This is a genomic window from Xylanibacter ruminicola Ga6B6 (assembly GCF_000687715.1).
Lineage (GTDB): Bacteria > Bacteroidota > Bacteroidia > Bacteroidales > Bacteroidaceae > Prevotella > Prevotella ruminicola_B.
Genome location: NZ_JHXD01000004.1, coordinates 176,908 through 197,527 on the forward strand (window position 1 = coordinate 176,908; position 20,620 = coordinate 197,527).

General features: G+C 50.0%; 15 protein-coding genes. 6 read left to right on the forward strand and 9 right to left on the reverse strand.

Going from position 1 to position 20,620, the window contains the following annotated elements; translation table 11 throughout:
* Positions 1-42: 42 nt before the first annotated feature.
* From T500_RS0104665 to T500_RS0104690, 6 genes are read left to right on the forward strand one after another with little or no spacing between them, the layout of a single operon-like run.
* On the forward strand, positions 43-1,413 hold the full coding sequence (locus tag T500_RS0104665; RefSeq protein ID WP_028907142.1) for an alpha-L-fucosidase: 1,371 nt from the start codon (positions 43-45) through the stop codon (positions 1,411-1,413).
* A gap of 26 nt (positions 1,414-1,439) precedes the next feature.
* Positions 1,440-3,716, forward strand: a complete 2,277-nt coding sequence (locus tag T500_RS0104670) for a GH92 family glycosyl hydrolase (protein ID WP_036908451.1) — start codon at positions 1,440-1,442, stop codon at positions 3,714-3,716.
* Positions 3,717-3,727: 11 nt separating this feature from the next.
* Complete coding sequence (locus T500_RS0104675; RefSeq protein WP_028907144.1) at positions 3,728-5,533, forward strand: alpha-L-fucosidase; 1,806 nt, start codon at positions 3,728-3,730, stop codon at positions 5,531-5,533.
* 2 nt (positions 5,534-5,535) lie between these two features.
* Positions 5,536-7,884: a glycoside hydrolase family 3 N-terminal domain-containing protein gene (locus T500_RS0104680; protein WP_028907145.1), complete on the forward strand. Its 2,349-nt coding sequence runs from the start codon at positions 5,536-5,538 to the stop codon at positions 7,882-7,884.
* Positions 7,885-10,056, forward strand: coding sequence for a GH92 family glycosyl hydrolase (locus T500_RS0104685; protein ID WP_028907146.1), 2,172 nt, complete (start codon positions 7,885-7,887; stop codon positions 10,054-10,056).
* A gap of 14 nt (positions 10,057-10,070) precedes the next feature.
* Positions 10,071-10,742 carry a copper homeostasis protein CutC gene (locus tag T500_RS0104690; protein ID WP_028907147.1) on the forward strand — a complete coding sequence of 224 codons (672 nt, stop codon included), beginning with the start codon at positions 10,071-10,073 and terminating at the stop codon, positions 10,740-10,742.
* Here the strand turns inward: T500_RS0104690 and T500_RS0104695 are convergent.
* From T500_RS0104695 to T500_RS0104735, 9 genes are all read right to left on the reverse strand, one after another.
* Entirely contained in the window at positions 10,726-13,032 is a 2,307-nt protein-coding gene (locus T500_RS0104695) for a transglutaminase domain-containing protein (protein WP_410543876.1), read from the reverse strand. The genes T500_RS0104690 and T500_RS0104695 overlap by 17 nt on opposite strands.
* Positions 13,033-13,146: 114 nt before the next feature.
* Entirely contained in the window at positions 13,147-13,941 is a 795-nt protein-coding gene (locus T500_RS0104700) for a prephenate dehydrogenase (protein WP_013063524.1), read from the reverse strand.
* An 18-nt stretch (positions 13,942-13,959) separates the two neighbouring features.
* Positions 13,960-15,024 (reverse strand): bifunctional 3-deoxy-7-phosphoheptulonate synthase/chorismate mutase type II, encoded by a 1,065-nt coding sequence (locus T500_RS0104705; protein WP_028907149.1) that lies wholly within the window; start codon positions 15,022-15,024, stop codon positions 13,960-13,962.
* Positions 15,025-15,048: 24 nt separating this feature from the next.
* Positions 15,049-16,215, reverse strand: coding sequence for a pyridoxal phosphate-dependent aminotransferase (locus T500_RS0104710; RefSeq protein WP_080694794.1), 1,167 nt, complete (start codon positions 16,213-16,215; stop codon positions 15,049-15,051).
* A gap of 63 nt (positions 16,216-16,278) precedes the next feature.
* Entirely contained in the window at positions 16,279-17,121 is an 843-nt protein-coding gene (locus T500_RS0104715; RefSeq protein ID WP_028907151.1) for a prephenate dehydratase, read from the reverse strand.
* Between the two features lie 316 nt (positions 17,122-17,437).
* Positions 17,438-17,863, reverse strand: coding sequence for a hypothetical protein (locus tag T500_RS0104720; RefSeq protein WP_028907152.1), 426 nt, complete (start codon positions 17,861-17,863; stop codon positions 17,438-17,440).
* Between the two features lie 430 nt (positions 17,864-18,293).
* Positions 18,294-18,704 (reverse strand): Hsp20/alpha crystallin family protein, encoded by a 411-nt coding sequence (locus tag T500_RS0104725; RefSeq protein ID WP_230580845.1) that lies wholly within the window; start codon positions 18,702-18,704, stop codon positions 18,294-18,296.
* Between the two features lie 312 nt (positions 18,705-19,016).
* Positions 19,017-19,592 carry a TlpA family protein disulfide reductase gene (locus T500_RS15185; RefSeq protein WP_051611874.1) on the reverse strand — a complete coding sequence of 192 codons (576 nt, stop codon included), beginning with the start codon at positions 19,590-19,592 and terminating at the stop codon, positions 19,017-19,019.
* A 96-nt stretch (positions 19,593-19,688) separates the two neighbouring features.
* Positions 19,689-20,057, reverse strand: coding sequence for a YccF domain-containing protein (locus T500_RS0104735; RefSeq protein WP_028907154.1), 369 nt, complete (start codon positions 20,055-20,057; stop codon positions 19,689-19,691).
* Between the last annotated feature and the right edge of the window lie 563 nt (positions 20,058-20,620).

Sequence of the window (20,620 nt, forward strand, 5' to 3'; positions counted from 1 at the left end):
TTTGCTATCTTTGCACCCATAACTAATAAACAATTTCATTTCATGCAAAAAACTAGAAAGATATGTCTGGCCTTAGGGCTGGCAGTGTGCCTGACGGTAGGCGCACAGGATAACGAAATTCATCAGCGTTCCGAAACCTACGAGTGGCCAACCGACCAGCTGGTAGTAAAGAATCTTAAAGCATGGCAGGACCTGAAGTTCGGCGTGCTGTTTCATTGGGGATTGTATGCCGTACCTGGCATGGTAGAATCATGGGCTATCTGCGACGAGAATTGGATTACCCGCGACTCTACACGCACCTATCAGCAGTATATGGACTGGTACTTCGGACTGGCCGATGAGCTGAAACCCACCAAGTTTGATCCTACCCAGTGGGCCGAGGCCTGCAGCAATGCGGGTATGAAATATATGATTTTCACCACCAAGCACCACGATGGTTTCTGTATGTGGGACTCACAGGAAACCGATTTTACAATTGCCAAGCACGCCTTTAAGGACGATCCACGTCGCGATGTGCTGAAGCATGTGCTGGATGCCTTCCGCCAGAAGCAGTTTACCATCGGTACCTACTTTTCAAAGCCCGATTGGCACTCGCAGTACTACTGGTGGGATGTATATGCCAAGAAAGGTCGCAACGTGAACTATCCCGTTGATCAGCACCCCTGGCGCTGGCAGCAGTTCAAGAAGTTCACCCACAATCAGATGAACGAAATTCTGTCACGTTACGGTAAGGTAGATATCCTGTGGCTCGATGGCGGCTGGGTAGCTAAGGAAAACCGCGGTCAGGATCTGGATATGCCCGAGGTGGCCCGTATCGCCCGTAAGAATCAGCCTGGCATCATCATCGTAGACCGTACCATCCATGGTCCTTACGAGAACTACCAGACACCCGAGCGCACCATCCCCGAAACACAGTTGGATTTCCCTTGGGAGAGCTGTATCCCCTTGAGCGATGACTGGGGCTGGGTACCACGCCCACGTTTCAAGAGTCCTGAGAAAGTAATTGGTACTCTCATCGAGATTGTAGCCAAGGGTGGTAACCTGGTGTTAGGTGTTGGTCCTACTCCAGAGGGACTGATTGAGCCCGAGAGTGTAAAACGCCTGAATGCCATCGGTGCCTGGCTCAAACAAAACGGCAAGGCCATCTACAACACCACCATCACCCCCTATTACAACGAGGGTAACGTATGGTTCACCAAGGCCAAGGACAGCAGTCGCTATTACGCCATCTACCGTTTAAACGATGGCGAGAAGCTGCCCACCAGCATCACCTGGAGTCAGAATCTGCCGAAGAAATCCATCCGATTGGTAAGCAATGGCAAACGTGTAAAATACAAACTGCAGGGCAACCAGGTAACTGTATATCTGCCCAAGCAGCTGCCACAGCAGTCGGTTGCACTTGAAATCGAATAACGCAGGTTGAACTAAACCCTGAACTTATGAGGATACATCGCATCCAAAAGGCATTTGCAGCCTTGTTGCTCATAGCATGCCAGTCGACAGCAACTGCCAAGTTGCAGCCCGTCGATTACGTGAGTACCTTGGTAGGTACTGAGTCGAACTACAACCTCTCAACAGGTAACACCTACCCTGCCGTTGCCATGCCTTGGGGTATGAACTTCTGGGTGGCACAGACCGGTAAGAATGGAGATGGCTGGCAGTACACCTATACCGCCAACAAGATTCGTGGCTTGAAACAAACCCACCAGCCCAGTCCTTGGATTAACGATTACGGACAGTTTTCGCTAATGCCAACGGTGGGGCCGAAGGTATTCAACGAAAACAAGCGTGCCAGCTGGTTCTCGCATAAGGCCGAGATAGCCACACCCTATTATTACAGCGTGTATCTGGCCGATTACGATGTAACTGCCGAGGTGGCTCCTACCGAGCGAGCCGCCGTGATGCAGTTTACCTTCCCCGAGACTGATGAGGCCAACGTGGTGATTGATGCCTTTGATAACGGTTCGTACGTAAAAATCATCCCCACCGAGAATAAGGTGATAGGCTACACCACCAGGAACAGCGGCGGTGTACCCGAGAACTTCAAGAACTGGTTTGTGATGGTGTTCGATAAGCCATTCGCCAACTGCGTAACGGTGCAGGATAGCATTTTTACCAAACAGCAGGAGATGACAGCCAATCATGCCGGTGCCATCGTATCGTTCAAGACACGTAAAGGCGAGAAGGTATGTGCCCGTGTGGCATCATCGTTTATCAGTCTGGAGCAGGCTGAGCAGAACCTGAACGAGATTGGCAAACGTTCTTTGGAGCAGGTAAAAGTTGCAGGCAGCCAACGCTGGAACGAGGTTTTGGGACGTATCGAGATCGAAGATAACGATATCGACCACCTGCGCACTTTCTATAGCTGCTTGTACCGCTCCGTGCTCTTCCCACGTAGTTTCTACGAGCTCAACGCCCAGGGCGAGCCCATCCACTACAGTCCTTACAACGGCGAGGTTCGTAAGGGTTATATGTTTACTGATACGGGGTTCTGGGATACCTTCCGCTGTCTGTTCCCGCTGCTCAACCTGGTTTATCCCTCGATGAATGTCAAAATTCAGGAGGGACTGGTAAATGCCTATCTGGAGAGCGGCTTCCTACCCGAGTGGGCCAGTCCCGGGCATCGTGGCTGCATGGTGGGTAACAACTCTGCCTCGATTGTTGCCGATGCCTACCTGAAGGGGCTACGTGGCTACGATATCAACAAGCTTTGGGAAGCTGTGGTGCACGGCACCCAGACTGTACACCCCGAGGTGAGCAGCACGGGTAGATTGGGCTACGAGTACTACAACAAATTAGGCTATGTACCCTACGATGTGAAGATTAATGAGAATGCCGCCCGCACCTTGGAGTACGCTTACGACGACTGGTGCATCTATCAGTTGGGCAAAGCCTTAGGAAAAAAGAAAAAGGAGATCGACGTGTTTGCCAAGCGCGCCATGAACTATAAGAACCTGTTTGATGCCGAGACCAAGTTGATGCGAGGACGCCTGAAGAATGGCGAGTTCATGAAGCCCTTCAACCCCTTGAAATGGGGCGACGCCTTTACCGAAGGTAACTCATGGCATTACACCTGGTCGGTATTCCACGACCCTCAGGGACTCATCAACCTGATGGGCGGTAAGGCTGCGTTCAATCAGATGCTCGACTCGGTATTTGCCCTGCCACCTGTATTCGACGACAGCTACTATGGCTTTACCATTCACGAAATCCGTGAGATGCAGATTATGAATATGGGCAACTATGCCCATGGTAACCAGCCCATACAGCACATGATTTACCTGTATGGCTACAGCGGCGAGCCTTGGAAGACCCAGTATTGGATTAACCAGACAATGAAGCGTATGTACAATGCCAACCCCGATGGTTATTGCGGCGATGAGGACAACGGACAGACTTCGGCCTGGTATGTGTTCTCGGCCTTGGGTTTCTATCCCGTTTGTCCCGGCAGCAACCAGTATGTGATTGGCACACCGTATTTCAAGCAGGCCATCGTACACCTGGAGAACGGCAACACGCTATCTATCGGTGCCGAGGGCGAAGGCTGCTATATCCAGCAGATGACATTGAATGGTACCGACTACCAGCATAACTACCTGGATCACAACCTGCTGATGCAGGGTGCTACCATCCGTTTCGGTATGGGAACCACCGCCAACAAACAGCGCGGTACTCACCCCGAGGATGCCCCCTATTCGTTTACGAATATACAATAATAACACAAAATATGAAACAGCTTTTTTTACTATTCAGTTTTAACTTTCTACTACTCCCTACTTTTGCCCAGAAGCAGGCACCCGCACCGGTTGCACCTCTGCCAACAGCCCATCAGGTGGCATGGCAGAAGTTAGAGACTTATGCTTTTATCCACTTCGGTCCCAACACCTTTGGCGATCGTGAGTGGGGCTATGGCGATGCGCCACTGAGTGATTTCAACCCCACCAAGCTTGATACCGAGCAGTGGGCTAAGACCGTCAAGGCAGCTGGCATGAAAGGTGTGATACTCACCGCCAAGCACCACGACGGCTTCTGTCTGTGGCCCACCAAGTACACCGACTACAGTGTACGCAATACGCCTTACAAAAATGGTAAGGGTGATATTGTAGGCGAGTTGGCAGCCGCCTGTAAGAAGTACGGCTTGAAACTGGGTTTGTACCTCTCGCCATGGGATCGCCATCAGGCATTCTACAGCACCCCACTCTACGTAGAGTATTTCTATGCCCAGCTCGAGGAGTTGCTCACCCAATATGGCGAGCTTTTCGAGGTGTGGTTTGATGGTGCCAACGGTGGCGATGGCTGGTATGGCGGTGCCAAGGAACAGCGCAAGATTAATCGTCGCACCTACTATGATTTCCCCCGTGCCCACAAGCTGGTGTACAAGCATCAGCCCCAGGCCATTATCTTTAGCGACGGCGGCCCCGGTTGCCGTTGGGTTGGTAACGAGGAGGGCTATGCCGATGCCACTAACTGGTCGTTCCTGCGAATCAACGAGGTTTATCCTGGTTACGACAAATATTACGAGTTGACCAGCGGACATGCCGATGGCGACACCTGGGTACCCTCAGAGTGCAACACCAGTATCCGTCCGGGCTGGTTCTACCACGAGAGTGAGGACACACGTGTGAAAAGCATCCCACAGCTTACCGACCTATACTACCGTAGCGTGGGTCATAACGGCACGTTCCTGCTTAACTTCCCCGTGGATAAGGAAGGACTCATTCACCCCATCGACTCGGCTAATGCCGTAAACTACCACCAGCAGGTAGCTGCCGAACTGAGTAACAATCTGCTGCGTAAAGTCAGTATCAAAGCTTCGAACGTACGTGATAAAAAACTGTATGGAACGGCAAACCTGACCGATGACAACTACGATACCTACTGGGCTACCGAGGATGGTGTTACCACCGCCACACTCGAGATTGCTCTCAAGGGAACACAGAAGATTAACCGCATCATGCTGCAGGAGTATATTCCTCTGGGCCAGCGTGTTAGCAAATTCCACTTAGAGTACTTTAACGGTGGCAAATGGCAGCCCATCAGTATCAAGGAGGCTACCACCACCATCGGTTATAAGCGCCTGCTCCGCTTCCAGGCGATTACTGCCAAGAAGCTGCGTGTATGCTTCGATGAGGCTCGCGGTCCACTCTGCATCAACGGCATCGGCGCCTACTATGCTCCTAAGGCTTTGGAGAGCTACCAGCAGAAGGAACTGGATGTGAAAGGCATCGATTACACCATCCAGCAACAGGATGCCAACACCATCACCCTCGACCTGGGTCGCACCCGTCAGATACGTTCGCTGCATTACAAGCCCACCACAACTGGTATGATTTCGCACTACGAGATATGGGCTGGCAACACCCCCGACAACATGAAGTGTATTGCCGCCGGCGAGTTCTCAAACATCCGCAACAACCCCATTATGCAGGATGTGTATTTCGCACCCGCCGACTGCCGTTACGTACAGCTCAAAGCCGTACACCTGGTGAACGAATCTGAATCAGCATCTTACGATAAACTCATCATACTGTAAACATGAAACGAATACTGATATCAACAATGGCTTGCTGCATGGCCCTGAGCCTGTCAGCCGCCAAAAAGAAAGCTAAGGAGCTGCTACCCTACCAGAACCCGAAACTCTCGGTAGAACAACGTGTAAACGATCTGGTTAGTCGTATGACTCTTCAGGAGAAAGTGGGACAGCTACGCTGCACCTTGGCATGGAACTACTACACCATCAAAGGAAAGAATGTAGAACCCTCGGAGCTGTTTAAGAAAGATATTGCCGAGGGACAGATAGGTATGCTCTGGGGCACCTACCGTGCCGACCCCTGGACACAGAAGTCGCTCGAGAACGGCCTCACCCCCGAAATGGCTGCCAAAGCAGGTAATGCCCTGCAGAAGTACGTGATGGAGCACACCCGCCTGGGTATCCCCCTGTTCTTAGCCGAAGAAGCACCACATGGACACATGGCTATCGGTACCACCGTATTCCCTACCGGATTCGGTATGGCTGCTACATGGAACCCTGCCCTGATTGAGAAAACCGGCGAGGTGATAGGTCAGGAAATCCGATTGCAGGGCGGACACATCAGCTACGGTCCGGTATTGGATCTGGCCCGCGAACCCCGTTGGTCACGTGTCGAGGAGACGATGGGTGAAGATCCTGTTCTGGCAGGCGAGTTAGGTGCTGCCATGGTAAAAGGTCTGGGTGGCGGCGATTTATCAAAGCCCTATAGCACCATTGCCACACTGAAGCATTTTATCGGCTACGGCACCACCGAAGCCGGACAGAACGGCGGTATCACCATTGCCGGTCCACGTGAGTTACAGGAGAGTTTCCTGCCCCCATTCAAGAAAGCCATTAATGCCGGCGCTCTGTCGGTGATGACCAGCTATAACTCGCTGGATGGTATCCCCAGCACCTGCAGCAAGGCGCTACTTACCGATCTGTTGCGTACCCAGTGGGGATTCAACGGATTTGTAGTGAGCGACCTGTATAGCATCGACGGTATCCAGGGCACACACCGTGTGGCCCAGACCAAGCAGGAGGCAGGTGTAATGGCGCTGCAGGCGGGTGTTGATGCCGACCTGGGCGCTCTGGCTTTCGGCAGACTGGAAGATGCCGTGGAGAAAGGCATGGTAAGTGAGGCCGAGATAGACGTAGCCCTGAAGCGCATCCTGAAGATGAAGTTCGAGATGGGCCTGTTCGAGCATCCCTACGTCGATGTAGCTCAGGCCAAGCAGCTGGTACGCTGCGATAACAACAAGGCTGTAGCCCTGCAGGTTGCCCGCGAGGTCATCACTCTACTAAAGAACCAGAACCACGTGCTGCCACTCAGCAAAACCCAGAAGGTGCTGGTGTGCGGACCTAACGCCGACAACGTATATAACATGCTGGGCGACTATACCGCCCCACAGGAAGAAGGCAACGTAAAAACCATCCTCACAGGTATCCGCGCCAAACTGCCTGCCAGTCAGGTAACCTACGTGAAAGGTTGTGCCGTACGCGACACCACTACCTCGAATATTGCCGAGGCTGTAGCTGCAGCCAAAGAGGCTGATGTCATCGTGGTAGCTGTAGGTGGCTCGAGTGCTCGCGACTTCAAGACCAGCTATAAGGAGACAGGAGCGGCTGTGACAGACAGCAAGACTATCAGCGATATGGATTGCGGCGAAGGATTCGACCGTGCCACCCTCACCCCACTAGGACACCAGATGCAGCTGCTCAAGGCCCTCAAGGCAACCGGCAAGCCACTGGTAGTGGTGTATATCGAAGGGCGCCCCATGGATAAGAGTTGGGCTGCCCAGCATGCCGATGCCCTGCTTACGGCTTACTATCCCGGACAGGAAGGTGGTACCGCCATTGCCGATGTGCTGTTTGGCGATTACAACCCAGCCGGACGCATGCCCGTATCGGTACCCGCCAACGTAGGTCAGATTCCTGTTTACTACAACAAGAAGCCACCTATGCCACACGATTATGTAGAGATGAGTGCCCGTCCGCTGTATGCCTTTGGCTACGGTCTGTCGTACACCACATTCAAATACGATAACCTGAATATCGAAGAGACTGGCGACACCCAGTTTAAGGTAACCTTTACCGTTACCAACACCGGTGATATGGATGGCGACGAGGTGGTGCAGCTGTATCTGCACGACGAGTTTGCCTCTACCGCCCAGCCTATGATGCAGCTCAAGAAGTTCAGTCGTATCTTCATCCCCAAGGGCGAGACCAAGCAGGTTGAGTTCACCCTCGAAGCCGAGGACCTGGAGATTGTAGATCAAGAGATGAACCACGTTGTTGAGACTGGCGACTTTACCGTGATGGTAGGTCCCAGCTCGGATAACATTATTCTTAAAGCCACATTTACCCAGAATTAAATGAAAAAGTACATTTTACTATTCACTATTCACTGTTCACTATTCACTGCTGCCCAGCAGCCCGTGGATTACGTCGATCCCTTCATCGGCACCACCAACTACAGCGTGTGCAATCCGGGTGCCGTATGCCCCAATGGCATGATGAGTGTGGTACCCTTTAACGTGATGGGGAGCGACCTGAACATGTACGATAAAGATAAGCGCTGGTGGTCGGCGCCTTACGAGTATAACAACAAGTATTTCACCGGCTTTGCCCATGTAACGCTAAGTGGTGTAGGCTGTCCAGAACTGGGCACGATGCTCACCATGCCTACCACCGGCAAGCTGGATGTGGATTACCGCCACTACGGTTCGGAATACAGCAATGAGCAGGCCACACCTGGTTACTATGCCGTAAGTCTGAAGAAGTACGGCATCCGTTGCGAGGTAAGTGCCACCACCCGTTGTTCAGCTGAGCGTTTCACCTTCCCTCAAGGCGAGGGCCATATCCTGCTGAATCTGGGTAACGGACTCACCAACGAGGTGGGTGGCATGGTGCGCCGTGTCAGCGATACCGAGATTGAGGGTTATCGCCTGGTGGGCACCTTCTGCTATAACCCGCAGGCCGTATTCCCCATCTACTTTGTGATGCGAGTAAACAAGCAGCCCGCCTCGGCAGGTTACTGGAAAAAGCAGCCACCGATGGACGGTCCCGAGAAGGACTGGGATCCCGACCAGGGTAAATACAAACTCTACACCACCTACGGCAAAGAGTTGGCAGGCGATGAAGTGGGCTACTATTTCAACTACGATTGTGCTGAAGGCGAACAGATTGAGGTGCAGATGGGCGTATCGTTTGTATCCATCGAGAATGCCCGACAGAACCTGAACACCGAACAGCCCCAGTTTGCTTTCGACAACACCCGCAAGCAGGCCCGTCAGACTTGGGCCGAGACGCTGAACCGTGTTACTGTCGATGGTGGCACCGAGGCCCAGCGCCGCATGTTCTATACCGCCTTGTATCACACCCAGATTCACCCCAACATCCTACAGGATGCAAACGGCCAGTACCCCGAAATGGAGAGCTTTAAGATTGGCACCACCAAGGGTAACCGCTACACCGTATTCTCACTCTGGGATACCTACCGTAACGTGGGTCAGCTGATGACGCTGCTCTACCCCGACAAGCAGTTGGATATGGTACGCTCTATGATTGGCATGTACAAGGAATGGGGCTGGATGCCGAAGTGGGAACTGTATAGTCGCGAAACCTGGACGATGGAGGGCGATCCTGCCATCCCCTTTATTGCCGACACCTGGCTGAAGGGCTTGCGCGATTTCGATATCGACACCGCCTACGAGGCTTTCTATAAGTCGGCTACGCTGCCTGGCAAGGATAACAAGATGCGTCCCGATGTAGATAACTACTACAAGCGCGGCTACGTGCCGATGGGCGAATATGCCGCTGATATGTCGGGCGACAACTCGGTATCGCACGCCTTGGAGTACTATATTGCCGATGCCTCGCTGGCTAACCTGGCCGAGGCTCTGGGTAAGAAAGCCGATGCCAAGCGTTTCCGTCAGCAGAGTCTGGGCTACCGTCATTACTATTCTAAGGAGTCGGGTACGCTGCGCCCCATCAATCAGGATGGCACGTTCCTCACACCTTTCGATCCTAAGGATGGTGCCGACTTCTCGAATGCCCCCGGATTCCACGAAGGCAGCGCCTGGAACTATACCTTCTATGTGCCCCACGATATCAAGGGACTGGCACGTCTGATGGGTGGCGACAAGAAATTTGTACAGAAGCTGCAGCGCGTGTTCGACGAGGGATTGTACGACCCAGCCAACGAACCCGACATTGCCTATCCTTACCTGTTTACCTACTTTAAGGGCGAGGAATGGCGCACCGAGAAGATTGTTACCAGCCTGATTAACAAGTACTTTAACGATCAGCCCAACGGTATTCCAGGCAACGACGATTGCGGCACCATGTCAACATGGCTCATCTTCTCGATGATGGGCTTGTATCCTGATTGTCCTGGCACACCCAGCTATGCACTTACCAAACCGGTATTCGATAAGGTAACGCTACATCTCGACAAGCGTTATTACCCCAAGGGCGACATCATTATCGATGGCACCAAACCACTCAAGAAACATCGCATCTCGCATAGCGAATTGGTAGATTAAACATTAATTTTTATATGAAACGAACATTAGAAGTATGTACTGGCAATATGGCCAGTGTGATTGCAGCTGCAGAGGGCGGTGCCGAGCGCATCGAACTGTGTACAGCTTTGGCATTAGGCGGTGTAACCCCCACCATAGGTATGATGAAGTGGATTCGCCAGCAGTATCCCGAACTCAAGATTCAGGTACTCATCCGTTCACGCGAGGGCGATTTTGTGTATAACAAGGCAGATATCGAGGCGATGCTCGAGGATATCCGTCTGTCGTTGCCTTACTGCGATGGTATCGTGTGCGGCGCCCTCACTGCCGATGGCGATATCGACGTAGAGGCACTGAAGCTGATGGTTGAGGCTTCGGGCAACAAACCTTTTACCTTCCACCGTGCTTTCGACCGTTGTCGTGAGCCTGAGAAGGCCCTCGAGCAGATTATCGCTGCCGGTTGTGCCCGCATCCTTACCTCAGGTCATGAGCCATCAGCCGAAAAGGGTATCCCCTTGCTGCGTAAACTCGTAGAACAGGCAGCTGGACGTATCATCATCATGCCAGGCGGTGGCGTTACTACAAAAAATGCCCGCCTGATCATCGACCAGACGGGCTGTATGGAAATTCACGGTTCATTCTCGGCTGGCAGTGGTGTTACCAGTGCCGACGACGTGAAATACGTGCTTTCTACAATTGACGAATAACCTTGATCAGCTGCTCACCTAAGTTGATGGTGTAGCCCTGCTGAACAAATACCACGCGGTTAAACGAATCGCAAATCAGGAACACAGGGAGTGCTGGGCTCTGCAGTTTCATCTGCTGCCACACTTCCTGTTTTATTTTACCCTCTACATCGGTTCCCCATACCACGGTGTTAGGCAGCTTGTCGAACTCGGCAAAGTTAAAGCGCTGTGCCTCGTCGTCGTTCTGGAACAGGAAAATCATCTTTCTACCCCACTCCTCAAACTGCTGCTTGTAAACCGAGATATCGCGCATGGCGTGGTTGGTAGGCTCCTGGTTAGGTGCCACAATAGCCAGCACATAATACCCGCGACCAGTAGTAGAGAGCAGACTCTTATCACTATCAGTAGCCTTATCGTGATAGATATCTTCGGCATTCAGCGAACCAATCACCTGTACATCCTCCTGATTCTCGCGCAAGGCGTAGCTGATGGTAGTGTCGCCGGTGAGCGTGAAGCGCTGCATACGAGCCAGCACCTTACCGCTGGCCATACGTACACCAGTAGTAAGGATATACTCGCCCTTATCCAACTCCTGTCCGTTCACGAAATCCTGCTGGGTTGCCTCCTCGGGGAAGGTCTGCAACTGCAGCTGTCCATCCACCACCTTGCTCAGCGTAAAATGGATGTAATACTTAGGATTATCGTTGTGAGCCGACAGCTTGTAATCCAGCTTCAACTTAGCGGTGTTAGCCTGTTTGGCGTTCTGGGCCTTGGCAAACACATCTATCCATCTGCCATCAGCATAGTACTGGGGCTTACCGTTCACCTCATTGATACGGGCTGGCATGCCTAAGCTGCGAGCCACCGATACAAAGAAGATGTTACGTCCCAGATCGTCGGTCAGCTTTTCGCGATACACACTCATAGGCTGCATACGCAGGCCCTGTGGGTTGTGATCGTTGTCGATACGGATGTTCTGGTTGCACCAGGCCTCCAACTGAGCAGGATTCTTGATGCTACCCATGTGCTCACGGAAGAAAGTCTTGTAAGGTGTAAGCCACTCCAACTCTACACGGGGGCACAGCACATACTTCAGATAGATATCCGATGTATCCACAGCAGCCACCTGGTTATCCTTCAGCACAGCCAGTTCGATATCACGCAGATCTTTCTTAGCCAGTACGCCAAGCAGTTTCTGAGCCATCAGCTTGTTGGGCGCCTCGCCCAGAAACTGCTGGATGGTACGGTGGTTACCGCGCCAGTCCTCAACCGGCATAGTAGCCTCGTAGGCATGACGGATACTGTCCTCGTAAGCCGAACGGCGGTTGTTCTCGGCTCGCTGCTCGGGTGTTACCAAAGGCAGCTGCGCACTTACGGGTGGAGGCACGATGTCGAGATCCACCAAATCAGGCAATTCCTTGCTATTCAGCACGATTTTCACCTGCTTGTCCTTACCGAACGATACCTTACGGGTAGCCACCAAGCCACCTTTCGATACCCACAGCAGCATGTCGCCCTTACCGGCAGTCAGCGAAGCATGGCCCAGCTTGTCGGTAGTCTTGTTGGCCACGGTGTAGAACTCGGCATAATTATACAGCTTAAACTCCACACGGGCACCTGAAACAGGCTTACCTTTGGCATTTACCACCTGCACGTTAACCTGGGCGGTAGGTGCATAGTTATCTACCACGTTGATCTCGGTGTAACAAGGCGTCAGGCTCATCACCTCCTCGGGTCCGTCGTAGTTACCAAAAGCCTTGGTGTGCATCAGCATACCACGCGAAGCACTCTCGTTAAACCAGCCCAGGTTCAGCACGGGCTCAGGCTCGCAGGCACCCAGAAAGTACCACTTGCCATCGGCCCAGGCTTCTACCCACGCATGGTTATCGTCGGTATGTGCCCAACGCGGGGTGTACACCTGTCGGGCAGGAATACCCACGGCACGCAGGGCTGCCACCGTAAAGGTGCTCTGCTCGCCACAGCGTCCATAAGCCGTACGGAGCGTTGCCAGCGGACTGCTTGTTCTGCCATCCGACGGACGGTACGTTACATGCTCGTGGCACCAGTGGTTTACCTCGAGGATAGCCTCTTTCATACTCAGTTTCTCAACGCGGGGCTTGAGGGCCTTGTAGAACACCTCACGACTGTTGTCGAGATTCTCGTTGTTAACTCGCACGGGCACCACAAAGTGGCGGAACTCGCGCTCTGGAATGGTTTTGCCCCATGGCATCTCAGCGCGTGCTTTGAGCGACAGGGCAACGTTCTGCTGGTAGAACTCGCGTGTGTAATCAGTCTTGTCGGGCTGTGGCATAAACTGGTAAAGGAAGTCCACATAGCCATAGCGAGTCTGAGCATGACTCTGTAGGCACAGGCTGCTCAGCAGAATGGTGAAAATAGTTAGCGTTTTGTACATGTATATATCTAGTTAGCGTTTAATCTCTATGTCGTTCTTTACGTTGTTGCGAATCTTCGTCAGATAGCCTTTCATACCGGCGGCATCCTTCTGGTCGATAATCTCCAGCAGCTCCTTCAGCTCGGTACGTATCTGTGCCACCTGGTCGTGCGTGTAAGGGTTGAACAGAATTTCCTGCAGCAGGTAGTCGTCCTCATTCAGCACACCCTTGGCAATACGCATATGGCGCTTAAAAGTGGTACCTGGTGCATCCTGATGCTTCATCACAGCAGCGAATACAAACGTAGAAACGAATGGAATACTCAGCGAGTAAGCCACCGTTTTATCGTGCTCCTCGAAGGTGTACTCGTAGATGTTCAAGCCCAGCTTGCGATACAGCTCCTTAAAGAAGCAACGACCCATGCAATCGCCCTCCTGGATAATGATGGCGTTCTCTTCGCTCAGCTGTTGCAGATTGGCAAAGGTAGGACCAAACATAGGGTGCGTAGATACGAAGCGCATACCGGTCTGCTCGTAAAAGTCCTTCAGATCGGTTTTTACGCTGGCGATATCGCTGATAATGCACTCCTTAGGCAGGTAAGGTATCACCTCTTTAAACACAGGGATGGTATATTTCAGCGTTACCGCATTGATGAGCAGTTCGGGCTCAAAGGCCTTAATCTCATCGTATGTGGTGAAACGCTGACAGTTGTATGTAAATCGCATGCGTTTGGCATCTCTCTCAAACACAGCCACTTCGTGGTCGAAACTCAGCAGGTCGATGAAGAACGATCCCATCTTTCCTGCGCCCATTACTAATATCTTCATAAAACTTGGTTTTATGCTTTATTTGTTAATGATTTCAATCTGCTGGCGAACACTCTCCTCGTGTATGTTCTCAAACACATGTGCTACGAACTCGGGATCCATGCCACAGAGTGAGCCCTGGGCACCACGCTTATTCAGGATTTCGTTGTAGCGGTTAGCCTGCAGTACTGTCATGTTGTGCTCCTTCTTGTACTGACCAATCTCACGGCACACACGCATGCGCTTAGCCAACAGATCCATCAGCTGGTTATCCAGCTCGTCAATCTGCTTACGCAACTGGGTAATACCCTCGGTAGTGGTCTTCTCGTCGCGGATTACCAACAGGCTCAGGATGTAGTCGAGCACATCAGGTGTTACCTGCTGCTTGGCATCGCTCCAGGCCTTGTCAGGATCGCAGTGGCTCTCCACAATCAGACCGTCGAAACCAAGGTCCATAGCCTGCTGACACAGGGGGGCTACCAGCTCACGACGTCCACCGATATGTGAGGGGTCGCTGATGATAGGCAGTTCAGGAATACGACGACGTAACTCGATGGGTATCTGCCACATAGGTGCGTTACGATAAATCTTTTGTTCGTAACTTGAGAAACCGCGATGGATAGCACCAAGGCGCTTTACGCCAGCCTGGTTGATACGCTCAAGCGCACCAATCCAGAGCTCCAGATCGGGGTTCACGGGGTTCTTTACAAACACAGGAATATCCACACCCTTCAGCGAGTCGGCAATGGCCTGCATGGCAAATGGGTTAGCCGATGTACGGGCACCAATCCACAAGATATCTACGCCGTGCTTCAGGCACAACTCTACGTGCTCAGGTGTAGCCACCTCGGTAGAAACCAGCATCTTGGTTTCCTTCTTCACCTGCTCCAGCCATACCAGAGCAGGCTCGCCGTGACCCTCAAAGCCACCGGGCTTGGTACGAGGCTTCCACACACCAGCGCGGAAGTTATGGCAGCCCTTCATAGCCAGCTGCTTAGCGGTTGTCATCACTTGTTCCTCGGTTTCGGCACTACATGGGCCTGCAATCACGAAGGGACGTTCGTTGTCACTTGGTAAATTCAATGGTGATAATTCTAATTCCATGACTATATATTTTTTATTATTTCACTAATTTACGATATTCTCAATGCGCTCCAGAGCGGCTTTGATTTTCTCCTCCTTGGCACAGAGCGAGATGCGGATATAGCGCTCGCCGTTGCTACCGAAGATAAAGCCTGGGGTGATAAACACGCGGGCCTCGTGAAGTACACGCTCTGTCAGGTCCTCAACGTTCTGGATATCAGCGGGAATCTTTCCCCACAGGAACATACCCACCTGATTCTTATCGTAGGTACAACCCAGCACATCCATAATCTTCTCGGCCCACTGGCGGCGACGCTTGTAGTTATCGATGTTGAACTCGCGATGCCAAGTCTCGTCGTTGTTGTTCAGTGCCTCGGCAGCAGCCAGCTGAATGCCACGGAAGGTACCACTCTCAATGTTACTCTGTACTTTCAGTATCCACTGGATAAACTGTGGGTTCGACAAGCACATACCTACACGCCAGCCGGGCATGTTATGACTCTTCGACATTGAGTTGAACTCAATACAGCAATCCTTGGCGCCTGGCACCTGCATAATGCTCATATGCTCCTCGCTCAGGATAAACGAGTAAGGGTTATCGTTCACCACCACAATATTATGATCCTGGGCAAATTTCACCAGTCGCTCGTAGGTTTCCATACGGGCACGTCCGCCTGTAGGCATATTGGGATAGTTGGTCCACATCAGCTTCACTTTCGAGAGGTCCATCTTCTCCAGCTCGTCAAAATCAGGCTGCCAACCGTTGTCCTCGCGCAGGTTGTAGTTCACGATTTTAGCACCCAGAATCTTGCTGAGCGATGTGTAGGTGGGATAGCCTGGATTGGGCACCAGCACCTCGTCGCCAGGGTTTACAAAGGCCAGGGTTACGTGCAGAATACCCTCTTTCGAACCAATCAGTGGCAGTACCTCGGTCTTCCAGTCGAGATCCACGTTGTACCAACGCTTGTAGAAGTTGGCCATTGCCTCGCGCAGCTCGGGTGTACCTACTGTTATCTGGTAACCGTGCGCATCGGGCTGTTTAGCCACCTCGCACAATGTGTTAATGGTGCGCTCCGATGGTGGCATGTCGGGACTACCGATAGCCAATGAGATAATATCCTTACCCTCGGCGTTCATCTGCGCCACCTCCTTCAGTTTTCTGCTAAAGTAGTACTCCTGTACCAAACTTAATCTATCTGCTGGTTGTATCATAATTCTCAATTATCAATTGTCTAATCGTTTCTTTAGTACGCTTGCCTAAGCAAGAATTATCAATCAATTCGTCTGCTTTCCGTCTCTGTACTCACCCAGAATCTTCAGTGCTTTTGTCAGCGGGATGATGGCATCCACTGCCTGACGGTAACGTGTCAGATCATCGTACATCACATCTACATAGAACAGGTACTCCCACTCCTTACCGATGATAGGCAACGACTGGATTTTTGTGAGATTGATGTGATAGAACGAGAGGATGGCCAGTACGTGTGCCAGCGAGCCCTGCTCGTGAGGCAGCGAGAATACCATGCTGCTCTTGTTGGTCTCGGTAAGCGGACGCATCATATCGGCCTTGTTAGGATTGCTCACTACCAGGAATCGGGTAAAGTTATGCTTGTTGTCCTCGATATGATCCTCAAGCACCTTCAGTCCGTACAGCTTGGCAGCCTCGGCATGACAGATGGCAGCCCATCCACGCTTCTTGCCCTCGGCTATCATCTTGGCACTACCGGCGGTATCCTCGGCTTCCACATTCTTAAGCTGTGGGTGCTGTGCCAGGAAGTTACGGCACTGCATCAGGGCCACGGGGTGCGAGTGTACCTCGGTGATGGTGTCCCAATCGTCCTCAGGCAAACAGCAGATACTGTGGGTGATGTGCAGCTTATGCTCGCCCACGATGGCAGTACCGCTATCACGCAGTAACTCGTAGTTATGCAGCAGACTACCCGCAATGGTATTCTCGATAGCCAGCATACCTATGGCGGTAGGATCCTTCTGCATCTCCTGGAACACCTGTTCGAAGGTTGAGCAGCAAATCAGCTGTATCTGTTCTCCCTCGAAGTAAAGGTGCGCCGCGATATCGTGGAACGACCCGATTAATCCTTGTATTGCAATTCTCTTCATTATCTCAATTTTTACATTTTCTAATTTTTACACTTTAAAAAAGCAAGTCCCGCTATCACTTGTTTGTGAAGCGGGACCTTGTTGTTTTATCTTCCATTGTCATAAGTTGAACTTTACACGCAACTTCCCGCTTCACAGTGTCCTGCAAAGTAAAAATAATAACCGTAAAACCACGCATTCAACATTGACATAATTCTCTCGTTTTTTTGTTTACGGCTGCAAAAGTATAGTATTTTTGCGAAATAAACAAATAAAATGGCAGAAATTTTGCAATTTCTGCCACAAATTGTTATTTTTCGTGCTTTTACCTATATATTTATGGTAGTACTTTTAAATTTTTACGATAAACGCCATAACTAACTTTCTCGATCACACCATCCTCTTTCAAACGTTTTAAGGCTCGCGATGTGGCTGCATCACTCGTACCAAAACAGTCCTTAAACTGCTGTGTTTTGAATTCGTCGGGTAGCTTGTAGAAACATTCCTCATAACGGGTGGTGCGACGGCGCTGAATAAACTCCTTGTTCTGATCGGCAAAATAGTTAAACGCCATCTCGCCGAAGAAGAACTTCTGAGACTGATACTGAATGTCCATCACCACACGACAAAAACGCTTATCTGTCTCATCCATGGATAGTGTGTGGTGCTCCTGCCACTCGTTCCAATGGCGCATCAGGATAAAGGGCAACGAGATGCCGATACCGTAGTATGGGATACGCTTCAGCGACGATGCTATTGACATCTGGAAGTATCTGTATAGAAAATGAATAAAGCCTGTCATCACGACAGGCTCTTCAATTGGAAGTTATTCAAACATGTAGATACTTTGGCTAAAATATTGTGGGTACAAAGGTACGGTGATTCTCCGACATTTGCAATACCTAAAACATGGGATTTTCCAAAAGCGCAAAAAAAATGGCGAGCTTCGCAGCTAGCCATTACTAAAATTTAAAATATTAATAACCCCGAGGCAGGAATAAAACCTGCACTCGCGCATTCTTGCCCTTCACAGGGGATGAATGGGTATGGGCAAAATGCCCACGGCCTAAAACCAAATGCAAAGATACAAAGAATTTATCCAATAATTCTTGGAAAATATTGCCAACGAAAAAAAGGGAGCAACACCACTGATGGATGTTGCTCCCAATAGTTTAAGATGCCACGTAATCACTTTATGAAACCTCGATAGCTTTCGTAACTTTCTCCTTAGGCTCAGTCTTTGGCATCGTAATGGTTAGGATGCCGTCCTCAACCTTAGCAGAAATCTTATCCTTTACCACATCATCAGGCAGCGTGTAGTTCTGCTCGTAGTTCGAGTAGCTAAACTCGCGGCGCAGATAGTGATGGTGTTTGTCCTCATGTTTGTGTTCAGCCTTGTTTTCAATGGCGATGGTGAGGTTGCCCTCGTCGTTGATGGCTACACGGCAATATTCTTTCTTAATGCCTGGAGCTGCAAGTTCCATGGTGTAGGCCTTCTCACTCTCCTTGACATTGACTGCGGGTGCTGTACTGTTGGCACGAGGCATAAAATCAGTGTTCAAGAAATCGTCAAATACTGTTGGGAACCAACTGTTTTTAAACATTACTGGTAACATAATCAATACCTCCTAATTATACTTTTAGTTCAACAATGTTATGAGTACCTTTGCTTCTTAGCTCCAGCGCTCACATATCAAAATGCAATATACGTGCCCAGTGCCAAATTGACATTTATTGATAGACAGGATGGCACTGATTTTAAACCATGATAAACATTACTGCCAATTCTTTAAACTCGTTTAAACATTGGTTTTTGAAGATAATACAAAAAAAATGGCGAGCTTCACAGCCAGCCATTGATATAATAACCAATAATTAAAATATCCAATAATTATGAAATTGGATAAAAAATGAATTTATTCTGCGATGGAAGCTTTGATAGCATCAAGGATTTCAGCGCGCTTCTGCTCAGAGGTACCGTGAACGGCATACCTTACAATACCCTGCTTGTCGACTACTATCGTGAAGGGAAAGCCCTTGGTACCAATCCATGGCATCATGGTCTTATCTTCAACAAGATGAATCCAGTTAAATTGACGCTTGTCGGTGATACGTTTCGTGGTAGCGGCATCATGAAATGTTGCAGAAAAGAACAATACTTCGGGCAGCTGCTGTTTCCATTCCGAAAGAATCGGCATTTCAGCTAGACAAGGTCCACAACCAGAGTACCATAGATTAAATACAGCAACGCGACCACGAATACTATCGGAGTTCCAGATGTTGCCATCAATATCTTTATCAGAGAAAGCCGGAAACTTTTCACCTGTCTTGGGCCAATAGAATGAGCCGTCGGATTTTACACCAATTCGCGTGGCAGATTTCAGCTTGGCTGAAAGATTTAGGAAATGCTGAACAACAGAATCCCGCTCAATATCTTGGGCGGAAGCACTTAATGATAATGTCAGCGCTACCAGGAGAATGATTGTTTTCATTTAATAAGCATTTTTATTTTTTCGGTGCAAAGATAAGGAAAATATCGTAAACTCCAAACTTTTCAGTCAAAATTCTATCATTCCGGCACTTTGTTATTAGATAACCACTCTACCAAATGGCGAGAGGGCTAATTTGGCCAGGCGGAAGTGCATTTTTCCGAATGGGATACCGATGATGGTGATGCAGAGGATAAAGCCATAGAATATATGTGTGAGGAAAATCCAGATTCCACCAACAAAGAACCATAGTACGTTCATAAAGGTGCTCAGGCAACCTGGTTGCGACTGCATCCATTCTACCTTGGTGCCGAAAGGCCACAAAGCAAGTATGCCAAGTTTGAAGCTTTGCAAACCGAACGGTATGCCTACGATGGTGAGCATCAGGATAAGTCCTGCAATGAAGTACTCGAGGGCAATATTAATGCCACCGAAGATGAGCCAGATAATGTTTCCTAATATTTTCATATTCCAATATTTTAAAAGTCTTCAACTTTTAGACGTATGAAATGGCAGAAAAGTTGCATGAGATACGAAAATAAATTTCTGAAGCGGAATAACTTTTGCAGTTTTGCGGTTTTGCAAACTTGACTTAAAGGTTTTTAGAAATCTATAATACTAAGCCTATTATTATATAATATATATATTATATAATAATAGAGATACTTTACTGAAATATCCAATACCTTAATGTCAAGTTTGCAAAAGTGCAAAAGCGCAAAACCATCATCAGATAAAAAAAAGTAGCTTTGTGGACTAAAATAACTACCAAAATATTTGCACAATTCAAATATTTTTTGTACCTTTGCAATGTTGTTGAAAGGCAACAAAAAAGAGCGCTCAAGCCAGAGAAGAATTTTCCGTAGGCCTACCAGAAAATTATTGATGGCTACACCCGCTCAAACACGACTAAGGAAGAGGTTTTAAGGAAAAGGAAAGATTTTAACAAACCCTTTTATTTAAAACAAAATTATGGCACTTAAAGTTAAGGCAGTTGAGCGACTGCTTAAGTTTGACAAAGAGAAAGAAGG

Excerpts from the sequence above, each read along its gene's own strand:
- T500_RS0104665 (WP_028907142.1), top strand. The coding sequence starts at position 43 with ATGCAAAAAACTAGAAAGATATGTCTGGCCTTAGGGCTGGCAGTGTGC.
- T500_RS0104670 (WP_036908451.1), top strand. The coding sequence starts at position 1,440 with ATGAGGATACATCGCATCCAAAAGGCATTTGCAGCCTTGTTGCTCATA.
- T500_RS0104675 (WP_028907144.1), top strand. The coding sequence starts at position 3,728 with ATGAAACAGCTTTTTTTACTATTCAGTTTTAACTTTCTACTACTCCCT.
- T500_RS0104680 (WP_028907145.1), top strand. The coding sequence starts at position 5,536 with ATGAAACGAATACTGATATCAACAATGGCTTGCTGCATGGCCCTGAGC.
- T500_RS0104685 (WP_028907146.1), top strand. The coding sequence starts at position 7,885 with ATGAAAAAGTACATTTTACTATTCACTATTCACTGTTCACTATTCACT.
- T500_RS0104690 (WP_028907147.1), top strand. The coding sequence starts at position 10,071 with ATGAAACGAACATTAGAAGTATGTACTGGCAATATGGCCAGTGTGATT.
- T500_RS0104695 (WP_410543876.1), bottom strand. The coding sequence starts at position 13,032 with ATGCCACAGCCCGACAAGACTGATTACACACGCGAGTTCTACCAGCAG.
- T500_RS0104700 (WP_013063524.1), bottom strand. The coding sequence starts at position 13,941 with ATGAAGATATTAGTAATGGGCGCAGGAAAGATGGGATCGTTCTTCATC.
- T500_RS0104705 (WP_028907149.1), bottom strand. The coding sequence starts at position 15,024 with ATGGAATTAGAATTATCACCATTGAATTTACCAAGTGACAACGAACGT.
- T500_RS0104710 (WP_080694794.1), bottom strand. The coding sequence starts at position 16,215 with ATGATACAACCAGCAGATAGATTAAGTTTGGTACAGGAGTACTACTTT.
- T500_RS0104715 (WP_028907151.1), bottom strand. The coding sequence starts at position 17,121 with ATGAAGAGAATTGCAATACAAGGATTAATCGGGTCGTTCCACGATATC.
- T500_RS0104720 (WP_028907152.1), bottom strand. The coding sequence starts at position 17,863 with ATGTCAATAGCATCGTCGCTGAAGCGTATCCCATACTACGGTATCGGC.
- T500_RS0104725 (WP_230580845.1), bottom strand. The coding sequence starts at position 18,704 with ATGTTTAAAAACAGTTGGTTCCCAACAGTATTTGACGATTTCTTGAAC.
- T500_RS15185 (WP_051611874.1), bottom strand. The coding sequence starts at position 19,592 with ATGAAAACAATCATTCTCCTGGTAGCGCTGACATTATCATTAAGTGCT.
- T500_RS0104735 (WP_028907154.1), bottom strand. The coding sequence starts at position 20,057 with ATGAAAATATTAGGAAACATTATCTGGCTCATCTTCGGTGGCATTAAT.